This window comes from Elioraea rosea (assembly GCF_007644105.1).
GTDB lineage: Bacteria > Pseudomonadota > Alphaproteobacteria > Acetobacterales > Acetobacteraceae > Elioraea_A > Elioraea_A rosea.
On record NZ_VFAC01000050.1, the window covers coordinates 1 to 22514 of the forward strand.

26 protein-coding genes and 1 pseudogene are annotated in these 22514 nt (G+C 70.9%); 14 read left to right on the top strand and 13 right to left on the bottom strand.

The annotated features are described in order from the left end of the window. The 4 genes from pheT to rpmI form a co-directional block, all read right to left on the bottom strand. On the bottom strand, positions 1 to 1545 hold a 1545-nt coding region (gene pheT / locus FIF60_RS19400; RefSeq protein WP_144299943.1), incomplete at its 3' end, for a phenylalanine--tRNA ligase subunit beta. 1 nt (position 1546) lies between these two features. Next, positions 1547 to 2620 carry a phenylalanine--tRNA ligase subunit alpha gene (gene pheS, locus FIF60_RS19405; RefSeq protein ID WP_144299944.1) on the bottom strand — a complete coding sequence of 358 codons (1074 nt, stop codon included), beginning with the start codon at positions 2618 to 2620 and terminating at the stop codon, positions 1547 to 1549. Between the two features lie 88 nt (positions 2621 to 2708). Further along, on the bottom strand, positions 2709 to 3071 hold the full coding sequence (rplT, locus tag FIF60_RS19410) for a 50S ribosomal protein L20 (protein WP_144299945.1): 363 nt from the start codon (positions 3069 to 3071) through the stop codon (positions 2709 to 2711). A gap of 31 nt (positions 3072 to 3102) precedes the next feature. Continuing rightward, positions 3103 to 3303 carry a 50S ribosomal protein L35 gene (gene rpmI, locus FIF60_RS19415; RefSeq protein ID WP_144299946.1) on the bottom strand — a complete coding sequence of 67 codons (201 nt, stop codon included), beginning with the start codon at positions 3301 to 3303 and terminating at the stop codon, positions 3103 to 3105. A gap of 161 nt (positions 3304 to 3464) precedes the next feature. Between rpmI and dapF the strand changes: the two genes are divergently transcribed. From dapF to FIF60_RS19435, 4 genes are all read left to right on the top strand, one after another. Next, positions 3465 to 4337 (top strand): diaminopimelate epimerase, encoded by an 873-nt coding sequence (gene dapF, locus FIF60_RS19420; protein ID WP_239451725.1) that lies wholly within the window; start codon positions 3465 to 3467, stop codon positions 4335 to 4337. Continuing rightward, a complete protein-coding gene (gene mtaB / locus FIF60_RS19425; RefSeq protein ID WP_144299947.1) occupies positions 4334 to 5578 on the top strand; it encodes a tRNA (N(6)-L-threonylcarbamoyladenosine(37)-C(2))-methylthiotransferase MtaB in 1245 nt (414 codons plus the stop codon). The genes dapF and mtaB overlap by 4 nt, the downstream gene beginning before the upstream one ends. Next, entirely contained in the window at positions 5578 to 6597 is a 1020-nt protein-coding gene (gene ftsY, locus FIF60_RS19430) for a signal recognition particle-docking protein FtsY (RefSeq protein WP_144299948.1), read from the top strand. The genes mtaB and ftsY overlap by 1 nt, the downstream gene beginning before the upstream one ends. A gap of 70 nt (positions 6598 to 6667) precedes the next feature. Continuing rightward, a complete protein-coding gene (locus FIF60_RS19435; RefSeq protein ID WP_144299949.1) occupies positions 6668 to 7495 on the top strand; it encodes a creatininase family protein in 828 nt (275 codons plus the stop codon). Between the two features lie 25 nt (positions 7496 to 7520). Here the strand turns inward: FIF60_RS19435 and FIF60_RS19440 are convergent, their stop codons facing one another. From FIF60_RS19440 to FIF60_RS19475, 8 genes are all read right to left on the bottom strand, one after another. Further along, entirely contained in the window at positions 7521 to 7892 is a 372-nt protein-coding gene (locus tag FIF60_RS19440) for a hypothetical protein (RefSeq protein WP_144299950.1), read from the bottom strand. A gap of 51 nt (positions 7893 to 7943) precedes the next feature. Then, positions 7944 to 8153: a hypothetical protein gene (locus FIF60_RS19445; protein ID WP_144299951.1), complete on the bottom strand. Its 210-nt coding sequence runs from the start codon at positions 8151 to 8153 to the stop codon at positions 7944 to 7946. Positions 8154 to 8259: 106 nt separating this feature from the next. Further along, positions 8260 to 9450: a phosphoglycerate kinase gene (locus tag FIF60_RS19450; protein WP_144299952.1), complete on the bottom strand. Its 1191-nt coding sequence runs from the start codon at positions 9448 to 9450 to the stop codon at positions 8260 to 8262. Between the two features lie 3 nt (positions 9451 to 9453). After that, entirely contained in the window at positions 9454 to 10467 is a 1014-nt protein-coding gene (gap, locus tag FIF60_RS19455) for a type I glyceraldehyde-3-phosphate dehydrogenase (protein ID WP_144299953.1), read from the bottom strand. 22 nt (positions 10468 to 10489) lie between these two features. After that, positions 10490 to 12481, bottom strand: coding sequence for a transketolase (gene tkt / locus FIF60_RS19460; RefSeq protein WP_144299968.1), 1992 nt, complete (start codon positions 12479 to 12481; stop codon positions 10490 to 10492). A 160-nt stretch (positions 12482 to 12641) separates the two neighbouring features. Continuing rightward, positions 12642 to 13667: an alpha/beta fold hydrolase gene (locus tag FIF60_RS19465; protein ID WP_144299954.1), complete on the bottom strand. Its 1026-nt coding sequence runs from the start codon at positions 13665 to 13667 to the stop codon at positions 12642 to 12644. Positions 13668 to 13719: 52 nt separating this feature from the next. After that, positions 13720 to 14043 carry a putative quinol monooxygenase gene (locus tag FIF60_RS19470; protein WP_144299955.1) on the bottom strand — a complete coding sequence of 108 codons (324 nt, stop codon included), beginning with the start codon at positions 14041 to 14043 and terminating at the stop codon, positions 13720 to 13722. Beyond that, positions 14040 to 15305, bottom strand: coding sequence for a Zn-dependent hydrolase (locus FIF60_RS19475; protein WP_204251259.1), 1266 nt, complete (start codon positions 15303 to 15305; stop codon positions 14040 to 14042). Before FIF60_RS19475 ends, FIF60_RS19470 begins: the two co-directional genes overlap by 4 nt. A gap of 103 nt (positions 15306 to 15408) precedes the next feature. Here FIF60_RS19475 and FIF60_RS19480 point away from each other — a divergent pair, with 103 nt between their 5' ends. The 6 genes from FIF60_RS19480 (at position 15409) to moaD (ending at position 20459) form a co-directional block, all read left to right on the top strand. Beyond that, positions 15409 to 16209 (top strand): SDR family oxidoreductase, encoded by an 801-nt coding sequence (locus FIF60_RS19480; protein ID WP_144299957.1) that lies wholly within the window; start codon positions 15409 to 15411, stop codon positions 16207 to 16209. 6 nt (positions 16210 to 16215) lie between these two features. Then, complete coding sequence (locus FIF60_RS19485; protein ID WP_144299958.1) at positions 16216 to 16641, top strand: dihydroneopterin aldolase; 426 nt, start codon at positions 16216 to 16218, stop codon at positions 16639 to 16641. 277 nt (positions 16642 to 16918) lie between these two features. After that, the gene (gene uvrC, locus FIF60_RS19490; RefSeq protein ID WP_144299959.1) at positions 16919 to 18871 is read left to right on the top strand and encodes an excinuclease ABC subunit UvrC; all 1953 of its coding nucleotides are present in this window, start codon (positions 16919 to 16921) and stop codon (positions 18869 to 18871) included. Positions 18872 to 18925: 54 nt separating this feature from the next. Beyond that, positions 18926 to 19507, top strand: coding sequence for a CDP-diacylglycerol--glycerol-3-phosphate 3-phosphatidyltransferase (gene pgsA / locus FIF60_RS19495; protein ID WP_144299960.1), 582 nt, complete (start codon positions 18926 to 18928; stop codon positions 19505 to 19507). A 76-nt stretch (positions 19508 to 19583) separates the two neighbouring features. Continuing rightward, complete coding sequence (locus FIF60_RS19500) at positions 19584 to 20189, top strand: hypothetical protein (RefSeq protein ID WP_144299961.1); 606 nt, start codon at positions 19584 to 19586, stop codon at positions 20187 to 20189. Positions 20190 to 20207: 18 nt separating this feature from the next. Then, positions 20208 to 20459 carry a molybdopterin converting factor subunit 1 gene (gene moaD / locus FIF60_RS19505; protein WP_144299962.1) on the top strand — a complete coding sequence of 84 codons (252 nt, stop codon included), beginning with the start codon at positions 20208 to 20210 and terminating at the stop codon, positions 20457 to 20459. Positions 20460 to 20463: 4 nt separating this feature from the next. Here moaD and FIF60_RS19510 read toward each other — a convergent pair whose 3' ends face one another. Continuing rightward, positions 20464 to 21273, bottom strand: a complete 810-nt coding sequence (locus FIF60_RS19510; protein ID WP_144299963.1) for a hypothetical protein — start codon at positions 21271 to 21273, stop codon at positions 20464 to 20466. 227 nt (positions 21274 to 21500) lie between these two features. Here FIF60_RS19510 and rpmH point away from each other — a divergent pair, with 227 nt between their 5' ends. The 4 genes and pseudogenes from rpmH to FIF60_RS19530 form a co-directional block, all read left to right on the top strand. After that, positions 21501 to 21641 carry a 50S ribosomal protein L34 gene (gene rpmH, locus FIF60_RS19515; protein ID WP_144299964.1) on the top strand — a complete coding sequence of 47 codons (141 nt, stop codon included), beginning with the start codon at positions 21501 to 21503 and terminating at the stop codon, positions 21639 to 21641. Between the two features lie 44 nt (positions 21642 to 21685). Next, the gene (gene rnpA / locus FIF60_RS19520; RefSeq protein ID WP_144299965.1) at positions 21686 to 22036 is read left to right on the top strand and encodes a ribonuclease P protein component; all 351 of its coding nucleotides are present in this window, start codon (positions 21686 to 21688) and stop codon (positions 22034 to 22036) included. Next, positions 22033 to 22311 carry a membrane protein insertion efficiency factor YidD gene (gene yidD, locus FIF60_RS19525; protein ID WP_144299966.1) on the top strand — a complete coding sequence of 93 codons (279 nt, stop codon included), beginning with the start codon at positions 22033 to 22035 and terminating at the stop codon, positions 22309 to 22311. The genes rnpA and yidD overlap by 4 nt, the downstream gene beginning before the upstream one ends. Then, positions 22311 to 22514 (top strand): annotated as a pseudogene (locus FIF60_RS19530) (membrane protein insertase YidC); the annotation flags it as partial. The gene yidD and the pseudogene FIF60_RS19530, both read left to right, overlap by 1 nt.

Below are 22514 nucleotides of genomic sequence, written 5' to 3' on the forward strand. Positions count from 1 at the left end.
AAGCACGCGGCGCGCGGCGATCGCGCGGCCCATCGCCGGCGTGACGGCGACGGGCGGAACGGCGCGCGCGCGGCCCTCCGCGTCGGTGAGCGGCGGCATCGGCGCGGGCGCGATCGTGTCGAGCCCGATGATGCGCAAGACCTCCTCGAGCAGGTCGTATTCCGCCTGCGGGTCGGGAACGCCGGCGCAGTCGTTGCGCCAGGTGGGGATGGCGACGGTCAAGCCTGCCGCGTCGCGCGCGGTGGCGGCGAAGCCCAGCCGGTCGAGGATCGCGACGGCTTCGTCCGCCGGCACGTCGTGCCCGCCGAAGGAGGCGAGGCGCGAGAAGCGCAGCGTGGCGCTGCGGTTCCACTCGGGGCGCGCACCAGCGCTCACCACTTCCGAGGCCTCGCCACCGCAGAGATCGAGGATCATCCGCGTCGCCGCCTCGGTGGCCTCCTCCATCAGCCCCGCATCGATGCCGCGCTCGAACCGGTAGCGCGCGTCGGTTTGGATGCCGAGGCGTCGGCCGGTATTGGCGATGGCGACCGGGTCGAACAGCGCGACCTCGAGGAACACCTCCGTCGTCGCCTCCGAGCAGCCGGTGCTCTCGCCGCCGACGATGCCGGCGAGCGCGAGGGCGCCTGAGGCATCGGCGATCACCGTGTCGGCCTCCGTCGCGGTCACCTCCTTCCCGTGCAGCCCGGCGAAGCTCTCGCCGCGGCCCTGGCGCATGGTCAGCGCACCGCCCTGGAGCTTCGCGGCATCGAACACGTGCAGCGGCCGGCCGAGATCGAAGGTGAACAGATTGGTGATGTCGACCAGCGCCGAGATCGGGCGCAGGCCGATGCTCTCGAGCCGCCGGCGCAACCATTCCGGAGACGGGCCGTTCTTCACGCCGCGGAAATGCCGCCCGAGCACGTAGGGGCAGGCTTCCGTCTCGGTCGCCCAGCGGACCGGGCTCGCGTAGGACGCCGCAACGGCGGCGGCGCTCCATGGCTTCAGCGTGCCGAGCCCGGCGGCGGCGAGGTCTCGTGCGATGCCGCGCACCGAGAGCGCGTCGCCCCGGTTCGGGGTCACGGCGATCTCGATCACCGGGTCGTCGAGCCCCGCCCACGCGACATAGAGCGCGCCGAGCGGCGCGTCCTCGGGCAGGTCGACGATGCCGTCATGGTCCTCGCCGAGCCCCATCTCGCGTGCCGAGAGCAGCATCGCCTCCGAGGCCTCGCCGCGGATCTGGCCGGCCTTCAGCGTGATGCCGGTGCCCGGAATGAACGCGCCGGGAAGGGCGAGCACGCCCTTCATGCCCGAGCGCGCGTTCGGTGCGCCGCAGACAACGTTGAGGATGCGCCCGTCACCGCCATCGACGCGGCAGACGCGAAGCCGGTCGGCGTTCGGGTGCTGCTTCGCCTCCACCACATGCGCGATGCGGAAGGCGCCAAGCGCGGCCGCGCGGTCCTCCACGCCCTCGACCTCGAGGCCGATCTGCGAGAGCGCCGTGGTGATCTCCTCGACCGGGGCGGTCGTCTCGAGATGCGTCTTCAGCCAGGAAAGCGAGAACTTCATCTCAGGCGATCCCCGTCGCCGTGCTCGCGACATCCTCGGGGCGGAACCCGGTCGCGCGAAGCCAGCGAATGTCGCTGTCGTAGAAGGGGCGAAGGTCGGTCAGCCCGTGCTTGAGCATCGCCACGCGCTCGATCCCCATGCCGAAGGCAAAGCCTTGCCACTCGGTATGGTCGATGCCGCAGTTGAGCAGGACCTTCGGGTGCACCATCCCCGAGCCGAGGATCTCGAGCCAGTCGCCGCCCGAACCGAGTTCCCCCGTTCGGCGGTTCCAGCCGATGTCGACCTCCATCGAGGGCTCGGTGAAGGGGAAGTAGGAGGAGCGGAAGCGCACGGGCAGGTGCGCGATGCCGAAGAAGGCGCGCAGGAAGTCGACGAGGCACCCCTTCAGGTGGCCGAGCGTGATGTGCCGGTCGATCGCGAGCCCCTCGACCTGGTGGAACATCGGCGAATGCGTCGCGTCATGGTCGGCGCGGTAGGTGCGGCCGGGCGCGATGACGCGGATCGGTGGCGGCCCGCCCGTCATGGTGCGGATCTGCACGGGTGAGGTGTGGGTGCGGAGCACCTTCTCGCGGCCATCCGCCGTGCGCCCGGGCAGGTAGAACGTGTCGTGGTCCTGCCGCGCCGGGTGGTGCTCGGGGATGTTCAGCGCGCCGAAGTTCTTCCAGTCGTCCTCGATGTCCGGCCCCTCGGCGACGGTGAAGCCCATCGCGCCGAACACCGCGACGATCTCCTCCACGGTGCGGCTGATCACGTGGACGAGCCCCTGCGCCTCGGGGCGCGGGGGGAGGGTGACGTCGATCCGCTCGGCGGCGAGACGCTGGTCGAGCGCGGCGTCGGCGAGGGCTGCGCGGCGCGCCTCGATCGCCTGTGTCAGCGCGTCCTTCGCCGCGTTCAGCGCAGCACCGCGTGCCTTCCTTTCCTCCGGCGCCACCGCGCCGAGGCCCTTCATCAGCGCTGTCAGCGCCCCGTTCTTGCCGAGCGCGGCGACGCGCACGGCATCGAGCGCGGCGAGGTCGCCGGCCGCGCCGATGCGGGCCAGCGTCTCGGCTTCGAAGGAGGCGAGGTCATCGGTCATCGCAATTCTCCAGACACGAAAAGGGCCGCCGGAGGCCGGCAGCCCTGATCGTCACGGTCCTGGCGTGCCGGCCTTGGGCCGGCGCGGGTCAGGCGTTGGCGCGGGCCGCGGCAGCCTTCTCGACGATCGCGCCGAAGGCGGCGGCATCGTGATAGGCGATGTCGGCGAGAGCCTTGCGGTCGAGCTCGAAGCCGGCCGCCTTGAGCCCGTGGATGAACTCGGAATAGGTCAGGCCCTTCTCGCGCACCGCGGCGTTGATGCGCTGGATCCAGAGGGCGCGGAACTCGCGCTTCTTCACCTTGCGGTCGCGGTAGGCGTACTGAAGGCTCTTCTCGACCTTCTGCTTCGCCATCCGGATCGTCGTGCCGGCGCGGCCCCGGAACCCCTTGGCGGCCTCGAGAACCTTGCGGTGCTTGGCGCGGGCTGTGACGCCCCGCTTCACGCGTGCCATGTGTCAGCGTCCTTTCGTCTGTCGCGGGGGCTCAGAGGCCGTAGGGGGCCCACTGCTTCACGGTGCGCGCGTCCATCGGCGTCAGCACCTGGTTGCCGCGATTGCTTCGCTTCATCTTCTGCGGCCGGCGGCGGAGCATGTGGCGCTTGTTGCCCGGGCCCGCGAGGACCTTGCCGGTCGCCGTGATGGAGAAGCGCTTCTTGACGCTGCTCTTGGTCTTCATCTTGGGCATTTTTCCATCCTTTCCGTAGCGAGCCGCACACAAGGCGCAGCGACAGGCGGCCGGGCATGCCCTTCGAGGCCCGGCGCGCACAGAAGGCGGGGGCTATACCGGATGGGGGAACCGGGCGCAACCCGGAGGCGCGCAGATCAGCCCCCGTCACGCATGGACGGATGGGGCTCCGCGCCCCTATATCCCCGCTCATGGTTCCCTTCCGCAAGATGCATGGGCTCGGCAACGACTTCGTCGTGTTCGACGCGCGCCGCGCGCCGCTCGCGCTCGATGCCGAGACGGTCCGCCGCGTGGCAGACCGCCGCCGCGGCATCGGTTGCGACCAGCTCATCGTCATCGAGCCGCCGCGCGAGCTGGGGACCGCAGCCTGGATGAGCATCCGCAACCCCGACGGGTCGGAGGCGGAGGCCTGCGGCAACGCCACCCGCTGCGTCACCGGCCTGCTGATGGACGAGGCCGGCACCGACACGGTGGCGCTGGGCACGCTCGGCGGGGTGCTCCGCGCCGAGCGGCGGCTCGGCGGGCTCGTCTCGGTCGACATGGGAGTGCCAAGGCTCCGGTGGGACGAGGTGCCGCTCGCCCGCGAGATGGATACGCTCCACCTGCCGCTCGCCATCGACGGCGCGGCCGACCCGGCCGCCTGTTCGATGGGAAACCCGCACGCGACGTTCTTCGTCGCGGACGTCGCCTCCCTCGACATCGCCTCGATCGGGCCGCGGCTCGAGCATGATGCGCTGTTTCCTGCCCGGGCCAATATCGGGTTCACCGAGATTCTCGGGGCTGACCGCATCCTTCTCCGCATGTGGGAGAGGGGGGCGGGGATCACGCTCGCCTGCGGCTCCGGGGCCTGTGCGGCGCTCGTGAACGCGCACAGGCGGGGGCTCACCGGCCGGACGGCCACCGTCACGCTCGATGGTGGCGAACTCCTGATCGACTGGGCCGAGACGGGACGGGTGACGATGACCGGCCCGGTCGCCGAGAGCTTCACCGGCGAGATCGACCTTCCCTCGCCTGCGCAGGTTCGCGCGGCATGAGCGTGCGCGTGCTCAATTTCGGCTGCCGGCTGAACACCTGGGAAGGCGAGGTGATGCGCGGCCACGCCCAGGAAGCGGGGCTCGCCGACACGATCATCGTCAACACCTGCGCGGTCACGGCCGAAGCGGAGCGCCAGGCACGCCAGGCGGTGCGCAAGGCCCGGCGCGAGAACCCATCCGCCACCATCGTCGTCACCGGCTGCGCGGCGCAGATCAGGCCCGATGCCTGGGGCGCGATGGCGGAGGTCGACCGCGTCGTCGGCAACCAGGAGAAGCTCGAGGCGGCGACCTGGATCGGCGTTGCGCATCCCCGCGTCGCCGTCTCCGACATCATGCAGGCGCGCGAGGCGGCCGCCCATCTCGTCACCGAGTTCGCCGGCCGGGCGCGCGCCTTCGTGCAGGTGCAGCAGGGCTGCGACCATCGCTGCACCTTCTGCATCATCCCCTATGGCCGCGGGCCAAGCCGCAGCGTGGCCATCGGCGAGGTGGTGGCGCAGGCCCGCGCGCTCACCGAGGCCGGATACCAGGAGCTCGTGCTCACCGGCGTCGACATCACCGCTTATGGACCCGACCTGCCGGGCGCGCCGACGCTCGGGCAGATGATCCGCCGCCTTCTCGCCCTGGTTCCCGAGTTGAAGCGCCTTCGCCTCTCCTCTCTCGACCCCGTCGAGATCGACGACGATCTCTGGCGGCTGATCGCAGAGGAGCCACGCCTGATGCCGCACCTTCATCTCTCGGTGCAGGCGGGAGACGACATGATCCTCAAGCGGATGAAGCGGCGGCACCTCCGCGCGGACGTGCTCGCGGTGACGCGGCGCGCGCGTGACCTCCGTCCCGGCATCGCCTTCGGCGCCGACCTGATCGCCGGCTTCCCGACGGAGACCGAGGCGATGGCGGCGAACACCCGCGCGCTGGTCGAGGAGGCGGGGCTCGACTTCCTGCACGTGTTCCCGTTCAGCGCGCGCGAGGGGACGCCGGCCGCGCGCATGCCGCAGCTCGACGGGCGGTTGATCTCCGAGCGTGCCGCGCGGCTTCGCGAGGCGGGCGAGGCGGCCTCGCGCCGCTTCTACGAGGGTCGCGTCGGTGCCGAGGCCGAGCTCCTGGTCGAGCGCGAGGGCGAGGGCCACACCGAGCATTTCGCCCCGGCACGACTGGTCTCGGGAAGCGTCGCGCCTGGCAGGGTCGGGCGCGTGCGCATCACCGCCGCCGGCGCTCGCGGGCTTCTGGCGGAAGCCGCCTGATGGCCTTGCGCGACCTGTTCCGCCGCCGCCCAGAGGGCGAGCCGGCCGAGCCGCAGCCTGTCGAGGCCGCCCCGCCCGAGCCGCCGAAGACGGGGTTCCTCACCCGGCTTCGCCAGGGGCTCTCCCGCTCGACGGCGCGGATCACCGAAGGCATCGGCGCGCTCTTCACCAGGCGCAAGCTCGACGACGCCGCGCTCGAGGACCTGCAGGACCTCCTGATCCAGGCCGATCTCGGCGTCGCGGCCTCGACGCGCATCATCGAAGGCTTCCGCCGCACCCGCTTCGGCCGCGAGGTGACGGACCAGGAGGTGCGTGAGGCGCTGGCCGACGAGATCGCCGCGATCCTCGCCCCCGTGGCGCAGCCCCTGGTTCCCGATGCGTCTCTCGCACCGCATGTCGTGCTCGTGGTCGGCGTCAACGGCACGGGGAAGACGACGACGATCGCCAAGCTCGCCGCGCTCTGGAAGGAGCAGGGGCTGAAGCCGATGCTGGTCGCCGGCGACACGTTCCGTGCCGCGGCCGTCGAGCAGCTCCGCGTCTGGGGCGAGCGGACGGGCTGCCCGGTCGTCTCCGGCGCGGACGGGGCGGATGCGGCGGGCCTCGCCTTCGATGCGCTCAAGGCGGCGCGCGAGCAGGGGTCGGACGTGCTGCTCGTCGACACGGCGGGTCGGCTGCACAACAAGGCCGACCTGATGGCCGAGCTCGCCAAGGTCGTGCGCGTCATCCGAAAGCTCGAGCCGGCCGCGCCGCATTCAGTGCTTCTCGTGCTCGACGCGACGACGGGGCAGAACGCCGTGCAGCAGGTGCGGGTGTTCGGCGACATGGTCTCCGTCACTGGCCTTGTGGTCACGAAGCTCGATGGCAGCGCCAAGGGCGGCGTCGTGGTTGCGCTCGCGCAGGAATTCGGGCTGCCGGTGCATGCTGTCGGCGTCGGCGAGCAGGCTGGGGACCTTCGCCCGTTCGAGGCGCGCGCCTTCGCCCGCTCGCTCGTCGGGCTTGAGGAAGCGCAAGGCGGCTGAACCGGGGCTGGACCATTCTCGCCTCGCCGCGTCCAATACGGGCGGACACGCAACGAGGAGGAGAGGCACGATGGCCACCGTCGAATGGGCGCGCATGACCGCCCCCGAGCTCAAGGAACTGGCCGAGCGGGACGCGCTCGTGGTGCTTCCCGTGGCGAGCCTCGAGCAGCACGGCCCGCATCTTCCCACCATGGTGGACACTCGGCTCGCGACCGAGGTGTGCATCCGGGCCGCAACGATCCTCTCCCGAAGCGAACCGGTCGTCGTCCTGCCCTGCCAGTGGATGGGGCTGTCGGAGCACCATTTCCCCTTCGGCGGAACGATCAGCCTCGATTTCCCGACCTTCCACGCGGTGCTGCGCTCGATCTGCCGCAGCCTGAAGGCGGATGGGTTCCAACGCCTGTTCGTAGTGAACGGCCACGGCGGCAACACCGAGCCGCTTGCCGTGTCGGTGCGCGAGCTTGCGCATGAGTTCGGCATGGCAGTGGTCGGCGGGACGTACTGGCTGATCGGTGCCGACGCGATCGCGCCGGTGCTGACGACGCAGAAGAACGTCCAGCATGCCTGCGAGGCAGAGACGAGCATGATGCTGGCGGCCGAGCCGACGCTCGTTCACCGCGGCCAGCTCGATGCCGCCGCGCGGGGCGCGATGACGCCGAACGAGGTGGCAGGCCAGGCGAGCACCGATGGCCCGGGCATCCAGCGCTTCCGGAGCTTCGCCGAGCGCGCACCCGGCACGGGGGTCAAGGGCGATCCACGGGCGGCCAGCGCGGAGAAGGGCGAGAAGCTCCTCCAGGGCATCGCGGAGAAGCTCGCGGCGGCGATGGCGAACAAGGCCCTGTGGTCGAAGCCGGACGGGGTCTGGGAGGCAGGGCGCGCCTTCGGCTCGACCGGCTGAGCGGCGGGGGGCGTGGCCCGGGCGTTCAGAAGGGGAGCTTGAGCTTCGCGCCGAAGATCTGGTGCTTCGGCTCCTCGATCGCCTCGCCGGGGGCGCGCCAGGCGCGACCCTGGGTCGGGGCCGTGGTGCCGGGCAGAACAGGGGTGATGTCGACATCCGGAAGCAGGGTGGCCGACCGGGTAGACGCAGGCTGTTCGACGGGGCGGGGAATGGGGTCCGGCGCGCGGGTGCGGAGCGTCGGGCCGATTGTCAGTTCCCATGTGGAGGGGGCCGGGAAACGGGCCCTGACGGCATCATTCGCCAGCGCGGGCGCCGCATAGGAAACTGCTGCGACCACCACGAGGGCGGTGAGGGGGCGCGAAGCCAGAACGGCATGGCAGCGTCGTGCGGCGCGCATATGGAATGATTGCGCCGTCGTTGGCGCAAGCTCAAGCGGAAAAGTCGGGGGTCAGACCGTCAGGTTCAGAAGGCTGCCGCGGGGGAGGGGGCCAGAGGGCGGCACCTGCGGCAGGGCCTGCATGGCCGGCTTCTGCGGCGCGGCTACGTTGGCCGCAGCCATGGTGACGCCTGCGGGCGGCGTGGCGGGGCGGCTTTCGCGCGCCGCCTGGGCAGCCGCCGCACCTTGCGAGAAGGCGGCGAGGGAGGAGAGCGAGATCATGCGTAGAGTTCTGGCACGCATTCATTAAGAATGCGTAAACGCTGCCGGAAATACAATCCACGCCTATGTAGGTAGGGAAGCCGCCCGCTACAGGACGGCCCCGGGTTTATGCTTCCAGCGCCGCGACGCCCGGCAGCGTCTTGCCTTCCAGCCATTCGAGGAAGGCGCCGCCAGCCGTCGAGACATAGGTGAAATCGTCGGCCACCCCGGCATGGCGCAGCGCGGCCACCGTGTCGCCGCCGCCCGCGACCGACAGGAGCTTCCCGGCGGTGGTCAACGCGGCCGCGCCCTTGGCCGCACGCACCGTGGCGGCGTCGAAGGGCGGCGTCTCGAACGCGCCGAGCGGCCCGTTCCAGACGAGCGTACGGCAGGCGGCAAGCCGCGTCAGGAGGTCGGCCACCGTGTTCGGCCCGACATCGAGCATCATCGCATCCGTGGGGATGGCGGTGACGGGAACGACCTCGCTCGGCGCATCGGCCTTGAACTCACGCGCCACCACCGCGTCGGTCGGAAGGAGGATCGTGCAGCCGGCCGCCTTCGCCTTCGCCTCGATGTCGCGGGCGGTGTCGTGCAGGTCGGCTTCCTGGAGGCTCTTGCCCACGGAGATGCCGCGTGCGGCTAGGAAGGTGTTGGCCATCGCGCCGCCGATCGCCAGCAGCTCGACGCGGCCGACGAGATTGCCGAGCAGGTCGAGCTTGGTCGACACCTTCGCCCCGCCGACGATCGCCGCGACCGGGCGCGCAGGCTTGCCGAGCGCCTTCTCGAGTGCCTCGAGCTCCGCCTGCATCAGCCGCCCGGCATAGGCCGGAAGCAGCCGGGCCAGCGCCTCGGTCGAGGCATGGGCGCGGTGCGCGGCCGAGAAGGCATCGTTGACGAAGACATCGCCCAGCGCCGCCATGCCCCTGGCGAGCTCCGCGTCGTTCTTCTCCTCGCCCGCATGAAAGCGCGTGTTCTCGAGAACGAGCACGTCGCCCGGCGCCATGGCCGACACCGCCTTCTCCGCCGCCTCGCCGACGCAGTCCTCCGCGAAGCCGACCTTCCGGCCGAGCACGGAGCCGAGCGCCTCGGCCACGGGGGCAAGCGACATGGACGGCACACGCTTGCCCTTCGGACGGTCGAAATGGCTGAGCACGATCACCTTCGCGCCCGCCTTGGCGAGCTCGGAGATCGTTGGCGTCAGCCGCTCGAGGCGGGTGAGGTCGCCCACCTCGCCGTCCTGCATCGGCACGTTCAGGTCGGCGCGGAGAAGCACGCGCTTCCCCGACGCCTCGAGCTGATCGAGCGTGCGGAACGCCATGGCTCAGAGAGACCCGAACAGGGCGGCGGTGTCGCTCATCCGGTTCGAGAAGCCCCACTCGTTGTCGTACCAGCCCATCACGCGCACGAGGGTTCCCTCGATCACCGCCGTCTGGCCCATGTCGAAGGTGCAGGAGGCGGGGTTGTGGTTGAAGTCGATCGAGACGAGCGGGGCGGTGTTGAGCGCGAGGATGCCCTTCAGCGGGCCCTCGGCCGCCGCCTTCATCGCCGCGTTCACTTCCTCCTTCGTCACGCTCTTCTTCAGGTTGGCATCGAGCGAGACGAGAGAGACGTTCGGCGTCGGCACGCGGATCGCCGTGCCGTCGAGCTTGCCCTTGAGTTCGGGCAGGACGAGGCCGACGGCGCGGGCGGCGCCCGTCGAGGTCGGGATCATGCTCACCGCCGCTGCGCGGGCGCGGTGCAGGTCCTTGTGCAGCGTGTCGACCGTGTTCTGGTCGCCCGTGTAGGCGTGGATCGTAACCATGTAGCCGCGCTCGACCCCGAAGGCGTCGTGCAGCACCTTCACCATCGGCGCGAGGCAGTTGGTGGTGCAGGAGGCGTTGGAGACGACCGTCATCTCCTTCGTCAGGACCTGGTGGTTGACGCCGTAGACGATCGTGGCATCCGCGCCGTCGCCAGGCGCGGAGATCAGCACCTTGCGCGCGCCGGCGGTGATGAGCGCAGAGGCCTTCTCCTTCGAGGTGAAGATGCCGGTGCACTCCATCGCGACATCGACGCCCTGGAGCGGCAGCTTCGCCGGGTCGCGCTCGGCGACGACCTTGATCGGGCCCCAGGTGCGGTTGCCCATCTTGATCGTCATCGTGTCGGCGGTTGTGCTGACCTCGCCGGGGAAGCGGCCATGCACGCTGTCGTAGCGGAAGAGATGCGCGTTCGCCTCGACCGAGCCGAGATCGTTGATGACCACCGGCTCGATGTCGGTGCGGCCGCTCTCGACGATGGCGCGCAGCACCAGCCTGCCGATCCGGCCGAAGCCGTTGATCGCAACCTTCACAGCCATGTCGACCTCCTCCTGCGTTTGGTCAGCCGAGACGCCGCTGGACAGCCTGGGCGACGGCTTCGGCGGTAATCCCGAAATGCTTGTACAGTTTCTCGTAGGGCCCCGAGGCGCCGAAGCCGCTCATGCCGATGAACAGGCCCGAGAGGCCGAGAACGCGGTCCCACCCGAAGCCGATGGCGGCCTCGATGCCGACGCGCAGCCCGCCGCCGAGCGTGATGGCCTGCGTCGCCTCGTCCTGCTGAAAGAACAGCTCGAAGCACGGCATCGACACGACGGCGGTGGCGATGCCCTCTGCCTCGAGAAGCTCGCGCGCGGCGACGGCAAGGGACACTTCCGAGCCCGACGCGATCAGCGTCGCCTTGCGCGGACCGGACGCCTCGACGAGCACGTAGCCGCCGCGGGCGGTCATGTTCTCCGGCGTGTGCGTGGTGCGCAGCGTCGGCAGGGCCTGGCGGGTGAGCGCGAGCGCCGAGGGCCCGTCCTGCCGCGCGAGCGCAAGCGCCCAGGCCTCCGCCGTCTCCACTGCGTCGGCGGGGCGGAACACGTGCAGGTTCGGGATCGCGCGCAGTGCAGCGAGGTGCTCGACCGGCTGGTGCGTCGGCCCATCCTCGCCGAGCCCGATGCTGTCATGCGTGAACACGTAGACCGCGCGCTGGCGCATCAGCGCGGCGAGGCGGATGGCGGGGCGCATGTAGTCGGAGAACACGAGGAACGTGCCGCCGAACGGCACGAGCCCGCCATGCAGTGCCATGCCGTTCATCGCCGCACCCATCGCATGCTCGCGCACGCCGAAATGGATGTGCCGCCCGCCCCAGTTGTCGGGCGAGAGCGTGCCCATCGCCTTGACGTGCGTAAGGTTCGAGCCGGTGAGGTCGGCCGAGCCGCCGACGAGCTCGGGGATGGCGGGGACGAGCGCCTCGAGCGCCTTCTGGCTCGCCTGGCGCGTGGCGATCTTCGGCTTCTCGGTGCTCAACGTCTGCTTCCAGGCATCGAGCCCGTTGCGCCAGTCATCCGGCAGCCGGCCCTGGGTGACGCGTTCGAACTCGGCGCGCTGCGGGCTCTTCTGGATGCGGCGGAGCCAGGCCATGCGGTCGCGCGCGCCGCGGCGGCCGGCCTCGCCCCAGGCCTGCGCGATCTCGGAGGGAACGGTGAAGGCCGGCGCGTCCCACCCCAGCGCGGCCTTGGCCGCGGCGGCTTCCTCGGGGCCGAGCGGCGCGCCGTGCGAGCCGGCGGTTCCTGCCTTCTTCGGCGCACCGAAGCCGATGATGGTGCGGCAGGCGATCAGCGTCGGCTTGCCGGACCGCATCGCGTAGCCGAGAGCGCCGGCGATCTCGGCATGGTCATGCCCGTCGATCCGCTTGGTGGCCCAGCCATAGGCGGCGAAGCGTTTCAGCACGTCGTCGGAGCAGGAGAGGTCGGTCGAGCCATCGATGGAGATGGCGTTGTCGTCGAACAGGACGGTGAGCTTGGAGAGCTTCAGGTGGCCGGCGAGCGAGGCGGCCTCGTGGCTGATGCCCTCCATCAGGTCGCCGTCGGAGGCGATCACCCAGGTGCGATGATCGACCAGCGAGCGGCCGAAGCGGGCGGCGAGCATGCGCTCGGCCATTGCCATGCCGACGGCGGTGGCAAGCCCCTGGCCGAGAGGGCCGGTGGTCGTCTCGATGCCCGGGTGCTCGCCGTGCTCGGGGTGGCCCGCCGTGCGGCTGCCGAGCTGGCGGAAATTGCGCAGCTCCTCCATCTCCATCCCGGCATGGCCGGTGAGGTGCAGGAGTCCATAGAGCAGCATCGAGCCGTGGCCGGCGGAGAGAACGAAACGATCCCGGTCGGGCCAGCGCGGGTCGGCGGCGTCGAACTTCAGCACGCGCGTCCAGAGCGCGGTCGCGACATCGGCCATGCCCATCGGCATGCCGGGATGGCCCGACTTCGCCGCCTCGACCGCATCGATCGCGAGCGCGCGGAGCGCATCGGCCATCCGCCGCTCGGGACCGGCGGTGCGTTCGAGGATCTCCGCCATCGCTTCGGCGGCAAGTGCCGGGGCGCTCGTGTCGATCGTGGCCAAGGAAGGTCCCCCTCGCTCTCCCGGTCTCTCCACCGGGCGGGGTGGCTATAGAAAGGGGGGAGGGCGGCGGCAACCCCCCTCGCCGCCGCCCTGACCTGTCCTTTGGACCCGGCCTCTAGCGCATGAGCCCTTTCGCGGCGATCCACTCCTGGATGAGGCCTGCGATCTGGTCGCTGTTGTCGTCCATCATCAGCATGTGCGAATTGCCGGTGATGCCGCGCGCGGGAAGCGAAAGCTCCTCCGCCACGCCGGCCTTCTCGCGGATCGCGCCCGCCCAACGGTCGATCGACGGCTTGATCCGCTGCCACAGCGCGTTGCGGTCCATGAAGTCGCCCCACACGATGAGGTGTGGGATGTCCTTCACCTTCGCTGCGTCGTCATTGGCCGGGTTCGGCGCGCCGGACGGCTCGACGGCGACGATCGCCTTGACCTTGTCGGGGGCGTTCAGCGCTGCGCGGAAGGCGAAGTTGCCACCCTGGCTGTGCACGACGATCACGCAGGGGCAGACGCGCTGCACATAGGCATCGTAGGCGGCCTGGATCATCGGGTCGGTCGTCACCCAGCGGGGGACGGACTGCTTGGTGAACTGGTCCCACGCAGCGACGGGGAAGCGCGTGCCGTCATAGGCCCGCCTTCCCCCTGCGTCGCGCGCCCAGCCATCGGCGGGGCCGACCCGGAACAGGTGCCAGCCCTCGCCCATGGTGCGGAAGATCGGCTCGCCCTTCAGGATCTCGGGAAAGCGCGCCCAGCCTGCCCGCCCGCGCTCGACCGCGTCCGACACGAACACGTCATGCCCGGCGCGGAGGAACGCCATCTGCCAGCCTGGCCGGCCATCCGGCGTCGTCTCCCAGGTCACGCCCGTGAGCCCGCCGCCATGCATGAGCAGCAGCGGATAGCGGGCGCGCGGGTTCGCGAGGCGCACGTACTGCACGTACATCTGGCCTGCCTGGAAATCGCCGTTCGGATCGTAGCGGAAGGGCGGTGAGCCGGGGCTGAAGGTGATGTCGCGCGGCTCGAGGCCGGAGACGGTCGCGACATCGCCGCCGACATGGAAGCTGCCGATCTCGCGCACGGCGATGTCCTGCGCGACCGCGGGGAGGGCCGCAAGTGTCACCGCCGCGGCGAGCAGCACTCTCTTCATCGTTTCCTCGGGCTTGTTGTCGTTGGGGATGGCGGGGCGATCGGAGGTCCTCTCAAAGAGCCTTCAGCACCTCGATCACGACGCTCTCGACATGCGGCTTCACCGCTTCGCGATAGGGGCCCATGTGCGGCGCGACGCTGTGCGCGCGAAGCGCCGCTGCATCGCGCCAGCGCTCGACGATCACCACCGTGTCCGGACCGGCAAGCACCTGCGCGCCGAGCACGCCGGGCTCGTCCACCGTCGCGTCGTAGGCGAGGCAGCCATCCTCGGCGAGCACGTCCTTCTGCACCCTGCGGAACGCCTCGAGCCAGGCGGCGCGCGCCCCGGGCTTGAGCGAGATGCGGGCAAGCACATGGATCTGCGATGCGTCAGTCATGCGAGGCTCCGGTTGGCGCGGGCCAGAACGGCGTCGCAAAGCACCTGCGCGCCGGCGGCGGCGTGTTCGGGAAGGATGCTCTCCTCCTCATTGTGCGAGAGCCCGTCCTTGCAGGGCACGAAGATCATCGCCGTCGGCACCGTGCGCGCGACATAGACGGCATCGTGGCCCGCGCCGGAGACGATCTCGCGCGCGCTCATCCCATGCCGCTCGGCCGCCTCGGCCACGAGCCTGACGCAGGCGGCGTCGAAGGGCTGCGCCTTGATGCGGAACAGTTCGATCAGGTCGAGCGCGAGCCGGTTCTCCTCCGCGATTGCCTCCGCGGCGCGGGGGAACTCCTCCGCGAGCGAGAGAAGGGTCGCGTCGTCCGGGTGACGGAACTCGACGGAGAAGCGCACCTCGCCGGGCACGACGTTGCGGCTGTTCGGGATGACCTGGAGCTGGCCCACCGTGCCGCGGCCCGCCTCGCCGTGGCGGCGCATCATGCGGTCGACGAGGTCGATGATCCGCGCCGCGCCGACCAGTGCGTCCCGACGCGCGGAGGGGGGCGTCGTTCCGGCATGGCTGTCGCGGCCCGTCAGCACCGCGTCGTACCAGACCTGAGCCTGCGCGCCGGTGACGATGCCGATCGTGCGGTCCTCCGCCTCGAGGATCGGCCCCTGCTCGATATGCAGCTCGAAATAGGCATCGGCCGGGAAGGGCTCGGCCTTCTGCTCGCCGCGATAGCCGATCGCGTCGAGCGCGGTCTCGACCGTCACGCCCTCCGTGTCGGCGAGCGCATAGGCCTTGGGCAGGGAATAGACGCCGGCCCACACGCCCGAGCCCATCAGCGAATGGCCGAAGCGCGAGCCTTCCTCGTCCGTCCAGTTGCAGAGCACGAGGGGCGCGTCGGTCTCGATGCCGGCCTCGTTCAGGGTGCGGACGAGCTCGAGCCCGGCGATGACGCCGAGCGCGCCGTCGAACTTGCCGCCCGAGGGCTGGCTGTCGAGATGCGAGCCAAACAGGACGGGCTTGCGCTTCGGGTCGCGCCCCTCGCGGCGGGCGAACATGTTGCCGATGGCATCGACCGTGACGGTGAGGCCCTCCTTCTCGCAGAGCGCGCGGAAATGGTCCCGCCCGCGCTTGTCGACATCAGTGAGCGTCAGCCGCCGCACGCCGCCCTTCGGCGTCGCGCCGATCGAGGCCATGTCCATCAGCGCGTCCCACAGCCTCCGCGGGTCGATCCTGGCGTTGTCGGTGCGTGTCGCGGTGCCGCCATCCATGGAACCCTCGCCCTCCCTCTCTCTGCCTGCGCGGGGCATTCTGCGCCTGCAGGGCGGCACCGCAAGGGCTCGACACGGCGCACCGCCGGCCTACCTTCCGGCGATGCCCGATCATCCCGCCCTGCACGACGCGATCCCCCGCTCCATTCCGCGCGCCGCACTCGTGACCGGCGGCGCGAAGCGGCTCGGACGGGCGATCGCGCTCGCGCTCGCCGAAGCCGGGTTCGACGTCGCGATCCATTACGCGACGAGCGGGGCGGAGGCCGAGGCGACGGCGGACGAGGTCCGCGTGCGCGGCCGCCGCGCCGTGGCGCTTCGCGCCGACCTCGGCAACGAGGCGGAGGTTGCGCGCCTCGTCCCCGAGGCCGAAGCAGCGCTCGGCCCGCTTGGGGTGCTCGTCAACAATGCCTCGACCTTCGAGCGCGACGAGGCGCTCGATGCCACGCGCGAGAGCTGGGACAGGCATGTCGAGCCGAACCTGCGGGCACCCTTCGTGTTTACGCAGGCGCTGGCCCGCGCCCTGCCGGAGGGCGCGGAGGGGGTGGTGCTGAACATGCTCGACCAGCGCGTCTGGTCGCTTACCCCGCATTTCGTCAGCTACACGGTGAGCAAGGCGGGCCTCTGGGCCCTGACGCAGTCTCTCGCGCTTGCGCTCGCGCCCCGCATCCGCGTCGTCGCCATCGGGCCGGGGCCGGCGCTGCCAAGCCCGCGGCAGAGTGCCGAGCAGTTCGCGCGGCAATGCGCCTCCGTGCCGCTCGGCCGCGGCACGGGCGAGGCGGAAGTTGCTCGCGCCGCGCTTGCACTGCTCGCGCTTCCCTCCGTCACGGGGCAGATGATCGCGCTTGACGGCGGGCAGCATCTGCAATGGTCTCCCGCCGGCGCCGCTGCGGCGCCCGAGGAGTAGCCCGCCATGGACCCCATCGCCGACAGGCGCATCGCGCAGGCCGCGCTCGCGCTGCGCCACGTCTTCGTGCGCGACCTCGTGCTCGAGGCCTCGGTCGGCGTCCATCCGCACGAGAAGGAGGCCGCGCAGCGCATCCGCCTCAACATCGACCTCGGCGTGGAGGATGACGGCGCCCGCGCGCTCTCCCGCCAGGCCGTGGGGCGGGACGACCTCTCCCGCGTCGTCGACTACGAGGCGATCGCGACGGCGGCGCGGGCGATCGTGTCATCGGGCCACGTGATGCTGGTGGAGACTCTCGCCGAGCGGATCGCCGAAGCATGCCTGCTTGACAGGCGCGTCAGGCTTGCTCGCGTGCGGGTTGAGAAGCTCGATGCAATCGTTGGGGCCGGATCGGTCGGAATAGAGATCGAGCGCCGCAGCCAGGCTCCGTGAGCACGGAAGTTGTCCACCGAGCCCGTGTGGAGCCTCGGTGGCGCTCGCGTCACGGGAGTTTAACGTGCGGTTTGCGCTGCTTTACGGGCCGAATCTGCGGACGCCAATATTTTCAATGGGTTGATGCTCGGTGCCCAAGAATCGGGCATTCCGATAAACTAGAGGGAAGAGGCCGGACTCGCGCTCTCGCGAGAAGCTTCCTCACAGAGTTGTCCACAGGACCGGTGGATGGCCGTATGACTGCACTCGACGCGCAAAACACGTTAGCGGAACGCGCATGACGCGAAGCAATGACGAGGATGCGCTTGACGGTAGCGCCCCCGCAACGGACGCGGCAGGCCAGGGAGCTGGCGTGATCGAGGCCGCGCTGCGGAACCTCCCCGACAGCCCCGGCGTCTACCGGATGCTCGATCCCGCCGGCAAGGCGCTCTATGTCGGCAAGGCGAGAAGCCTCAGGAAGCGCGTCGCCGCCTATACGCGCCCCGCACGGCTTCCCGAGCGGCTTCGGCGCATGGTCAACGCCACCGCCTCGCTCGAGATCATCACCACGCATACCGAGGCAGAGGCGCTGCTTCTCGAGAGCAATCTCATCAAGCGTCTCGAGCCGCGCTTCAACATCGTGCTGCGCGACGACAAGTCCTACCCCTGGCTTGTCCTGACGGGCGGGCATGCCTTCCCGCGCATCGCCAAGCATCGCGGCGCGCACAAGCCGGACGCGCAGTATTTCGGCCCCTACGCCTCGGCCTGGGCGGTGAACCAAGCGATGACGGCGCTGCAGCGCGCTTTCCTGCTCCGCTCCTGCACCGATGCGATGTTCGCGAGCCGCTCGCGCCCCTGCCTGCTCTACCAGATCAAGCGCTGCGCCGCGCCGTGCGTTGGACGCGTGTCCGAGCCCGAGTATGCCGGCCTGGTCACGCAGGCGAAGCGCTTCCTGTCGGGCCATTCGGCGGCGGTGCAGAAGGAGCTCGCCGCCGAGATGGAGGCCGCGGCGGCGGATCTTGCCTTCGAGCATGCCGCGCGGCTGCGCGACCGCATCCGCGGGCTGACGCATGTGCAGGGCACGGACGCGGTCAACGCCACCGAGGTCGGCGATGCCGACATCATCGCCATCCACCAGAGCGGGGGGGTGAGCGCGATCCAGGTGTTCTTCATCCGCGCAGGCCGCAACAACGGCAACCGCGCCTTCTTCCCCACGCATGTCTCGGGCGAAACCGCCGGCGCGGTGCTCGGCGCCTTCATCGGCCAGTTCTACGACGACAAGCCGCCGCCGAGGCAGCTCCTGCTCAGCCACGACATTCCCGGCGAAAGGCTGGTGGCCGATGCGCTGACCCTGAAGGCTGGCGCGTCGGTCTCGATCGCCGTGCCGAAGCGCGGGCCGAAGCGCGGGATGGTCGCGCTCGCCGAGACCAATGCGCGCGAGGCGCTCGAGCGCCGCCGCGCCGAGCGGGCGGGCCAGGCAGCGCTTCTCGATGGGGTGGCGACGGTGTTCGGCCTTCCTGGCGTGCCGCAGCGCATCGAGGTGTACGACAACAGCCACACCCGCGGACGGGAGCCCTATGGCGTGATGATCGTCGCCGGCCCGTCGGGCTTCCTCAAGGCCGCCTACCGCAAGTTCATCATCAAGGGCGAGGTCACGCCGGGCGACGACATCGCGATGATGCGCGAGGTGCTCTCCCGCCGCTTCGGCAGGCTTCTGAAGGAGAGCGAGGAGGAGGACGCCGGACGCGACGGGCAGAGGAGCGAATCCTGGCCGGACCTCGTGCTGATCGACGGCGGGGCGACGCAGCTCGCCGCCGCGACGGAGACCCTTGCCGAACTCGGCGTCGAGGACGTGCCGGTCGCGGCGATCGCCAAGGGGCCCGACCGGAACGCCGGGCGGGAGCGGTTCTTCCTGCCCGGCCGCGAGCCGTTCGACCTGCCGGCGCGCGACCCCGTTCTCTACTATCTCCAGCGCCTGCGCGACGAGGCGCACCGCTTCGCCATCGCCGCCCATCGCGCGGCACGGCAGAAGACGCTCTCCCGCTCCGGCCTCGATGGGGTGGAGGGCATCGGGCCCGCGCGCAAGCGCGCGCTGCTCAACCATTTCGGCTCGGCGCGCGGCGTCGCGCAGGCGGGGCTTGCCGCGCTCGAGGCCTGCCCTGGCATCGAGCGCGCCTTGGCGGCGCGGATCTATGAGCATTTCCATCCCGGCTCCGGCCCCGTTAGACTGACGAGGACGACGGAGGCCTGACGCGCGACCGTCTCGCGGCCGTGCCACGGGGGCGCGGCGAGGTTACGGGGTGCCGTGGCGACCGACCTTCCCAACCTGCTGACGCTGTCGCGGATCGCGGCGATCCCGGTGCTCGTCGCGCTGATGTTCATCCACGAGCCGCGCGCCGACCTCGCCGCTTGCATCCTGTTCACCGCCGCGGCGGTGACCGACTGGCTCGACGGCAAGCTCGCGCGCGCCCGCGGCACGACGTCGGATCTTGGCCGCATGCTCGACCCGATCGCCGACAAGCTTCTCGTCGGCGCGACGCTGATGCTGCTCGCTGGCCTCGGCCGCCTCTCCGCCATCGGCGTGCTTGCCGCGATCGTGATCATGCTGCGCGAGATCATGGTCTCGGGCCTGCGCGAGTATCTCGCCACGCTCGCCGTCGGGCTGCCTGTGACGGCGCTCGCGAAGTGGAAGACGGGCGTGCAGATGGTCGCCCTCGGCATGCTCGTCGCGGGCGATGATTCGGCCGCGCTGCTCGGGATCGGCTTCCTGCCCGTGTCGCTGCTCGGCGAGGCGCTGCTGATCCTCGCCGCGGCTCTCACCCTCGTGACGGGGTGGGATTACCTCGCCGCAGGGCTGCGCCACGTGCGGCGCTCACCTGCGGAGTAGCGGCGGCGCCGGGCGCCTTGCAGCGGCGTGGGGGGAGGGCTTACGTAAGGTGCGATCAGAACGGGAGATGGCCCTGATGCCGCGCGTGAAACGCCACCCACTCGTGATGCCGCCTGCCGTGCCGGCGCTCCTGCTCGCGGGGCTTCTCGCCGGCTGCGGCTCGGGCTTCTCCGGCTCGGGGAACGGCTTCGGCGGCTTCGGCGGCAGCCGCGTCGTGGTGCCGGAGGCAGAGGCGAACGGCTACACGATGCGGCGGCTGACCGGGCGCGCGGACGAGGTGACGACGCTGCAGCCCGACACCTCCGTCCGCTGGCCCGATGCGGCGGATGAGGAGCGTCCCTCGATCTTCGAGACCGACGAGGAGCGTCGTGCCCGCGAGCAGCGCCAGCGGCAGACTCGGCGCGGCTCCTCGAGCGAGAGCCCCGACCTGCCGCGCGAGCCGAACGAGCCGCTCCCGCCGCGCCAGCCGGAGCCGCCGCGGGCGCTCGCCCCCCCGCCCGAGAACGAGTTGCGCGGCCAGGCCATTCCCGGCGCGCCGCCTGGCACGGTCTCGACCGGCCAGACGGGGCGGACAGGCACGTTCGGCGGCCCGGGCGGCACCGGCACGACCATCCGCGACGGCGGCACCACGACGCTGATGGGCGCGGACGGGACGATCCGTACGGTGCCGACGCCGCGCTGAGCGGCGTGCGAGGCCGAGATGCAGGTCCTCTACTTCGCCTGGCTCCGACAGAAGGTCGGACTCTCCGAGGAGGCGGTGTCACCGCCCGAGGAGGTGCGAACGGTCGCCGCGCTCACAGACTGGCTCGCCGCGCGAAGCCCCGGCCACGCGGCTGCCTTCGCCGAGCGCGCTTCGATACGCTGCGCCGTGAACCAGGATTTCGCGACCCCAGAGACGCCCGTCGGCCCCGGCGACGAGGTCGCGTTCTTCCCGCCTGTCACGGGGGGCTGAAGGGTCAGGACCCGGTGTTCGGGCTCGGTGGCGGCGTCGGCGGGGGGCTCCGCCGGGTATCGCCGAAAGCGCCGATGACGGTGTTGGTGAAGCCAGGCGCGCTGCCGACCTGCCGGCCGCGCACGGTGGTTCCCGCACCCGGCCCGAACGTCACCCGCACGCCGACGACGCCGATCAGGAAGCCGTTGCCGCCGGCGCCACCGTCGAAGGTGATGGAGGTTCCGGGCGGCATGAAGCCCGGCATCCACTCGACATTGCCGAAGCCGAGGCCTTCGCCCGCCTGCGTCGCGCCGCCGATGTTGAGGCCGAGCTGGTCGGACGGGTACCAGCCGCCAGAGGCGAGGCCGAAGAAGCCGCCATCGACCTCGTTCGTCGCCGTCCGGTCGCCGGGCACGTAGCCAGCCTGGCCGCGCACCGTGAAGCCGAGAACGATGAGCTCGCCGAACGCGACGTAGCGGCGCTGCGTCAGGCTGTCGCTGCGGGCGTTCTCGGCGAACACGCCGATCAGCCCGAGGCCTGGCAGCTCCCACCACGCCTGCACCTTCCCGCCGTAGCCGTCATTGCCGAGCAGGGAGTTGCCCTGGCCCTCCGCCTTGATGGTGATGCCGTTGTCGAAGCTGTAGCTCAGCGTGCCGTCGAGCAGCCCCGCGCCATTGCCGCTCGCGCTGTCGCTGTCGGCCAGGCCGCCGCGCGGCCAGAGCTCGCCCGCCCAGCCCTTGCCCGTTCCCTGCGCCATCGCGGGGGCAGCAGCGAGCGAGGCAGCACAGGCGAAGGACGCGATCAGGCGGTTCCGCACCGGTGTCCCCGTTTCCATCCCGTTGCGGCTTAGAATCGCGCACAAGGCCTTCAGGAACAAGCGTTCATCGCAGCCCCACGCGCAGCAGTCACGCATCCGTGCAGGGCAGGGACCGCGGCCCCGCGCCGCCCCGGAGGTTGACGCCTGGCAGCACTGGCCGGTATACGCGCCGCTCTGTTCGAGAACCCCGGGCCCGGCGCGCGTTTCGCGCGCCGCTTCGGCTTGGGAGGGAAGGAGTTTGTGTCTTGGCCACCAAGCGCACGTATCAGCCGAGCAAGTTGGTTCGCAAGCGCCGCCACGGGTTCCGTTCGCGGATGGCGACGGTCGGCGGCCGCAAGGTGATCGCTTCGCGCCGGGCCCAGGGGCGCAAGCGCCTTTCGGCCTGAGCGCCGGCGTCCCCGGCCGGATACAGGGAACGGCGACGGAGCGCATGGCCGCCGGGAGGCCGCCCGGCGAGACCCGGCTGCGGCGCCGGTCAGAGTTCCTCGTCGTCGCAGCGAAGGGGCGCAAATCCGCGATGCCTGGTGTTGTGGTCCAAGCCCTTGCCGTGCCGGACCAGGCGGGCGTTCGCCTTGGCTTCACCTGCTCGCGCAAGGTCGGCAACGCGGTGGCGCGCAACCGCGCGAGGCGCCGGCTGCGCGAGGCCGCCCGCGCCGTCCTTCCGCCCAGCCTCGCCGGCTGGGACCTCGTCCTGATCGGCCGCCCGGCGACGGTCGAGCGGACCTTCGCAGACCTCGTGTCCGACCTCTCCGCCGCGGTGAAGCGGCTCGGCGTCACATGAGCACCACGCCGCTCTCGCCGATGGCCTGGCTGCTGCGTGGCGGGGTCACGGCCTATCAGTGGACGATCCGGCCCGTGATCGGCGCGAATTGCCGGTTCGAGCCGTCCTGCAGCTGCTACGCCAAGGACGCCCTCTCCACCCATGGCGCGGCGCGCGGGTCCTGGCTCGCTGCGCGGCGCATCCTTCGCTGCAATCCCTGGAACGAGGGCGGGTACGACCCCGTGCCGCCCTGTACATGCGCGGAAGGCTCCGGCGCCGCGCGGAAGGCTCGGTGATGGTCGACCAGAAGCGTCTTGTCGTCGCGATCGCGATCTCGATCGGCATCCTGCTGCTCTTCGAACTGTTCTGGAACCAGCCGATCCGCGAGGCGGAGCGCGCCCGCCAGGCCGAGGTCGCCGCGCTCGAGCAGGCCGAGGCGGAGTCTGCCGCGCGGCGCGCCGCCGAGGTCGCCGCCCAGGCGCCCGGCGCTGCGCCGGGC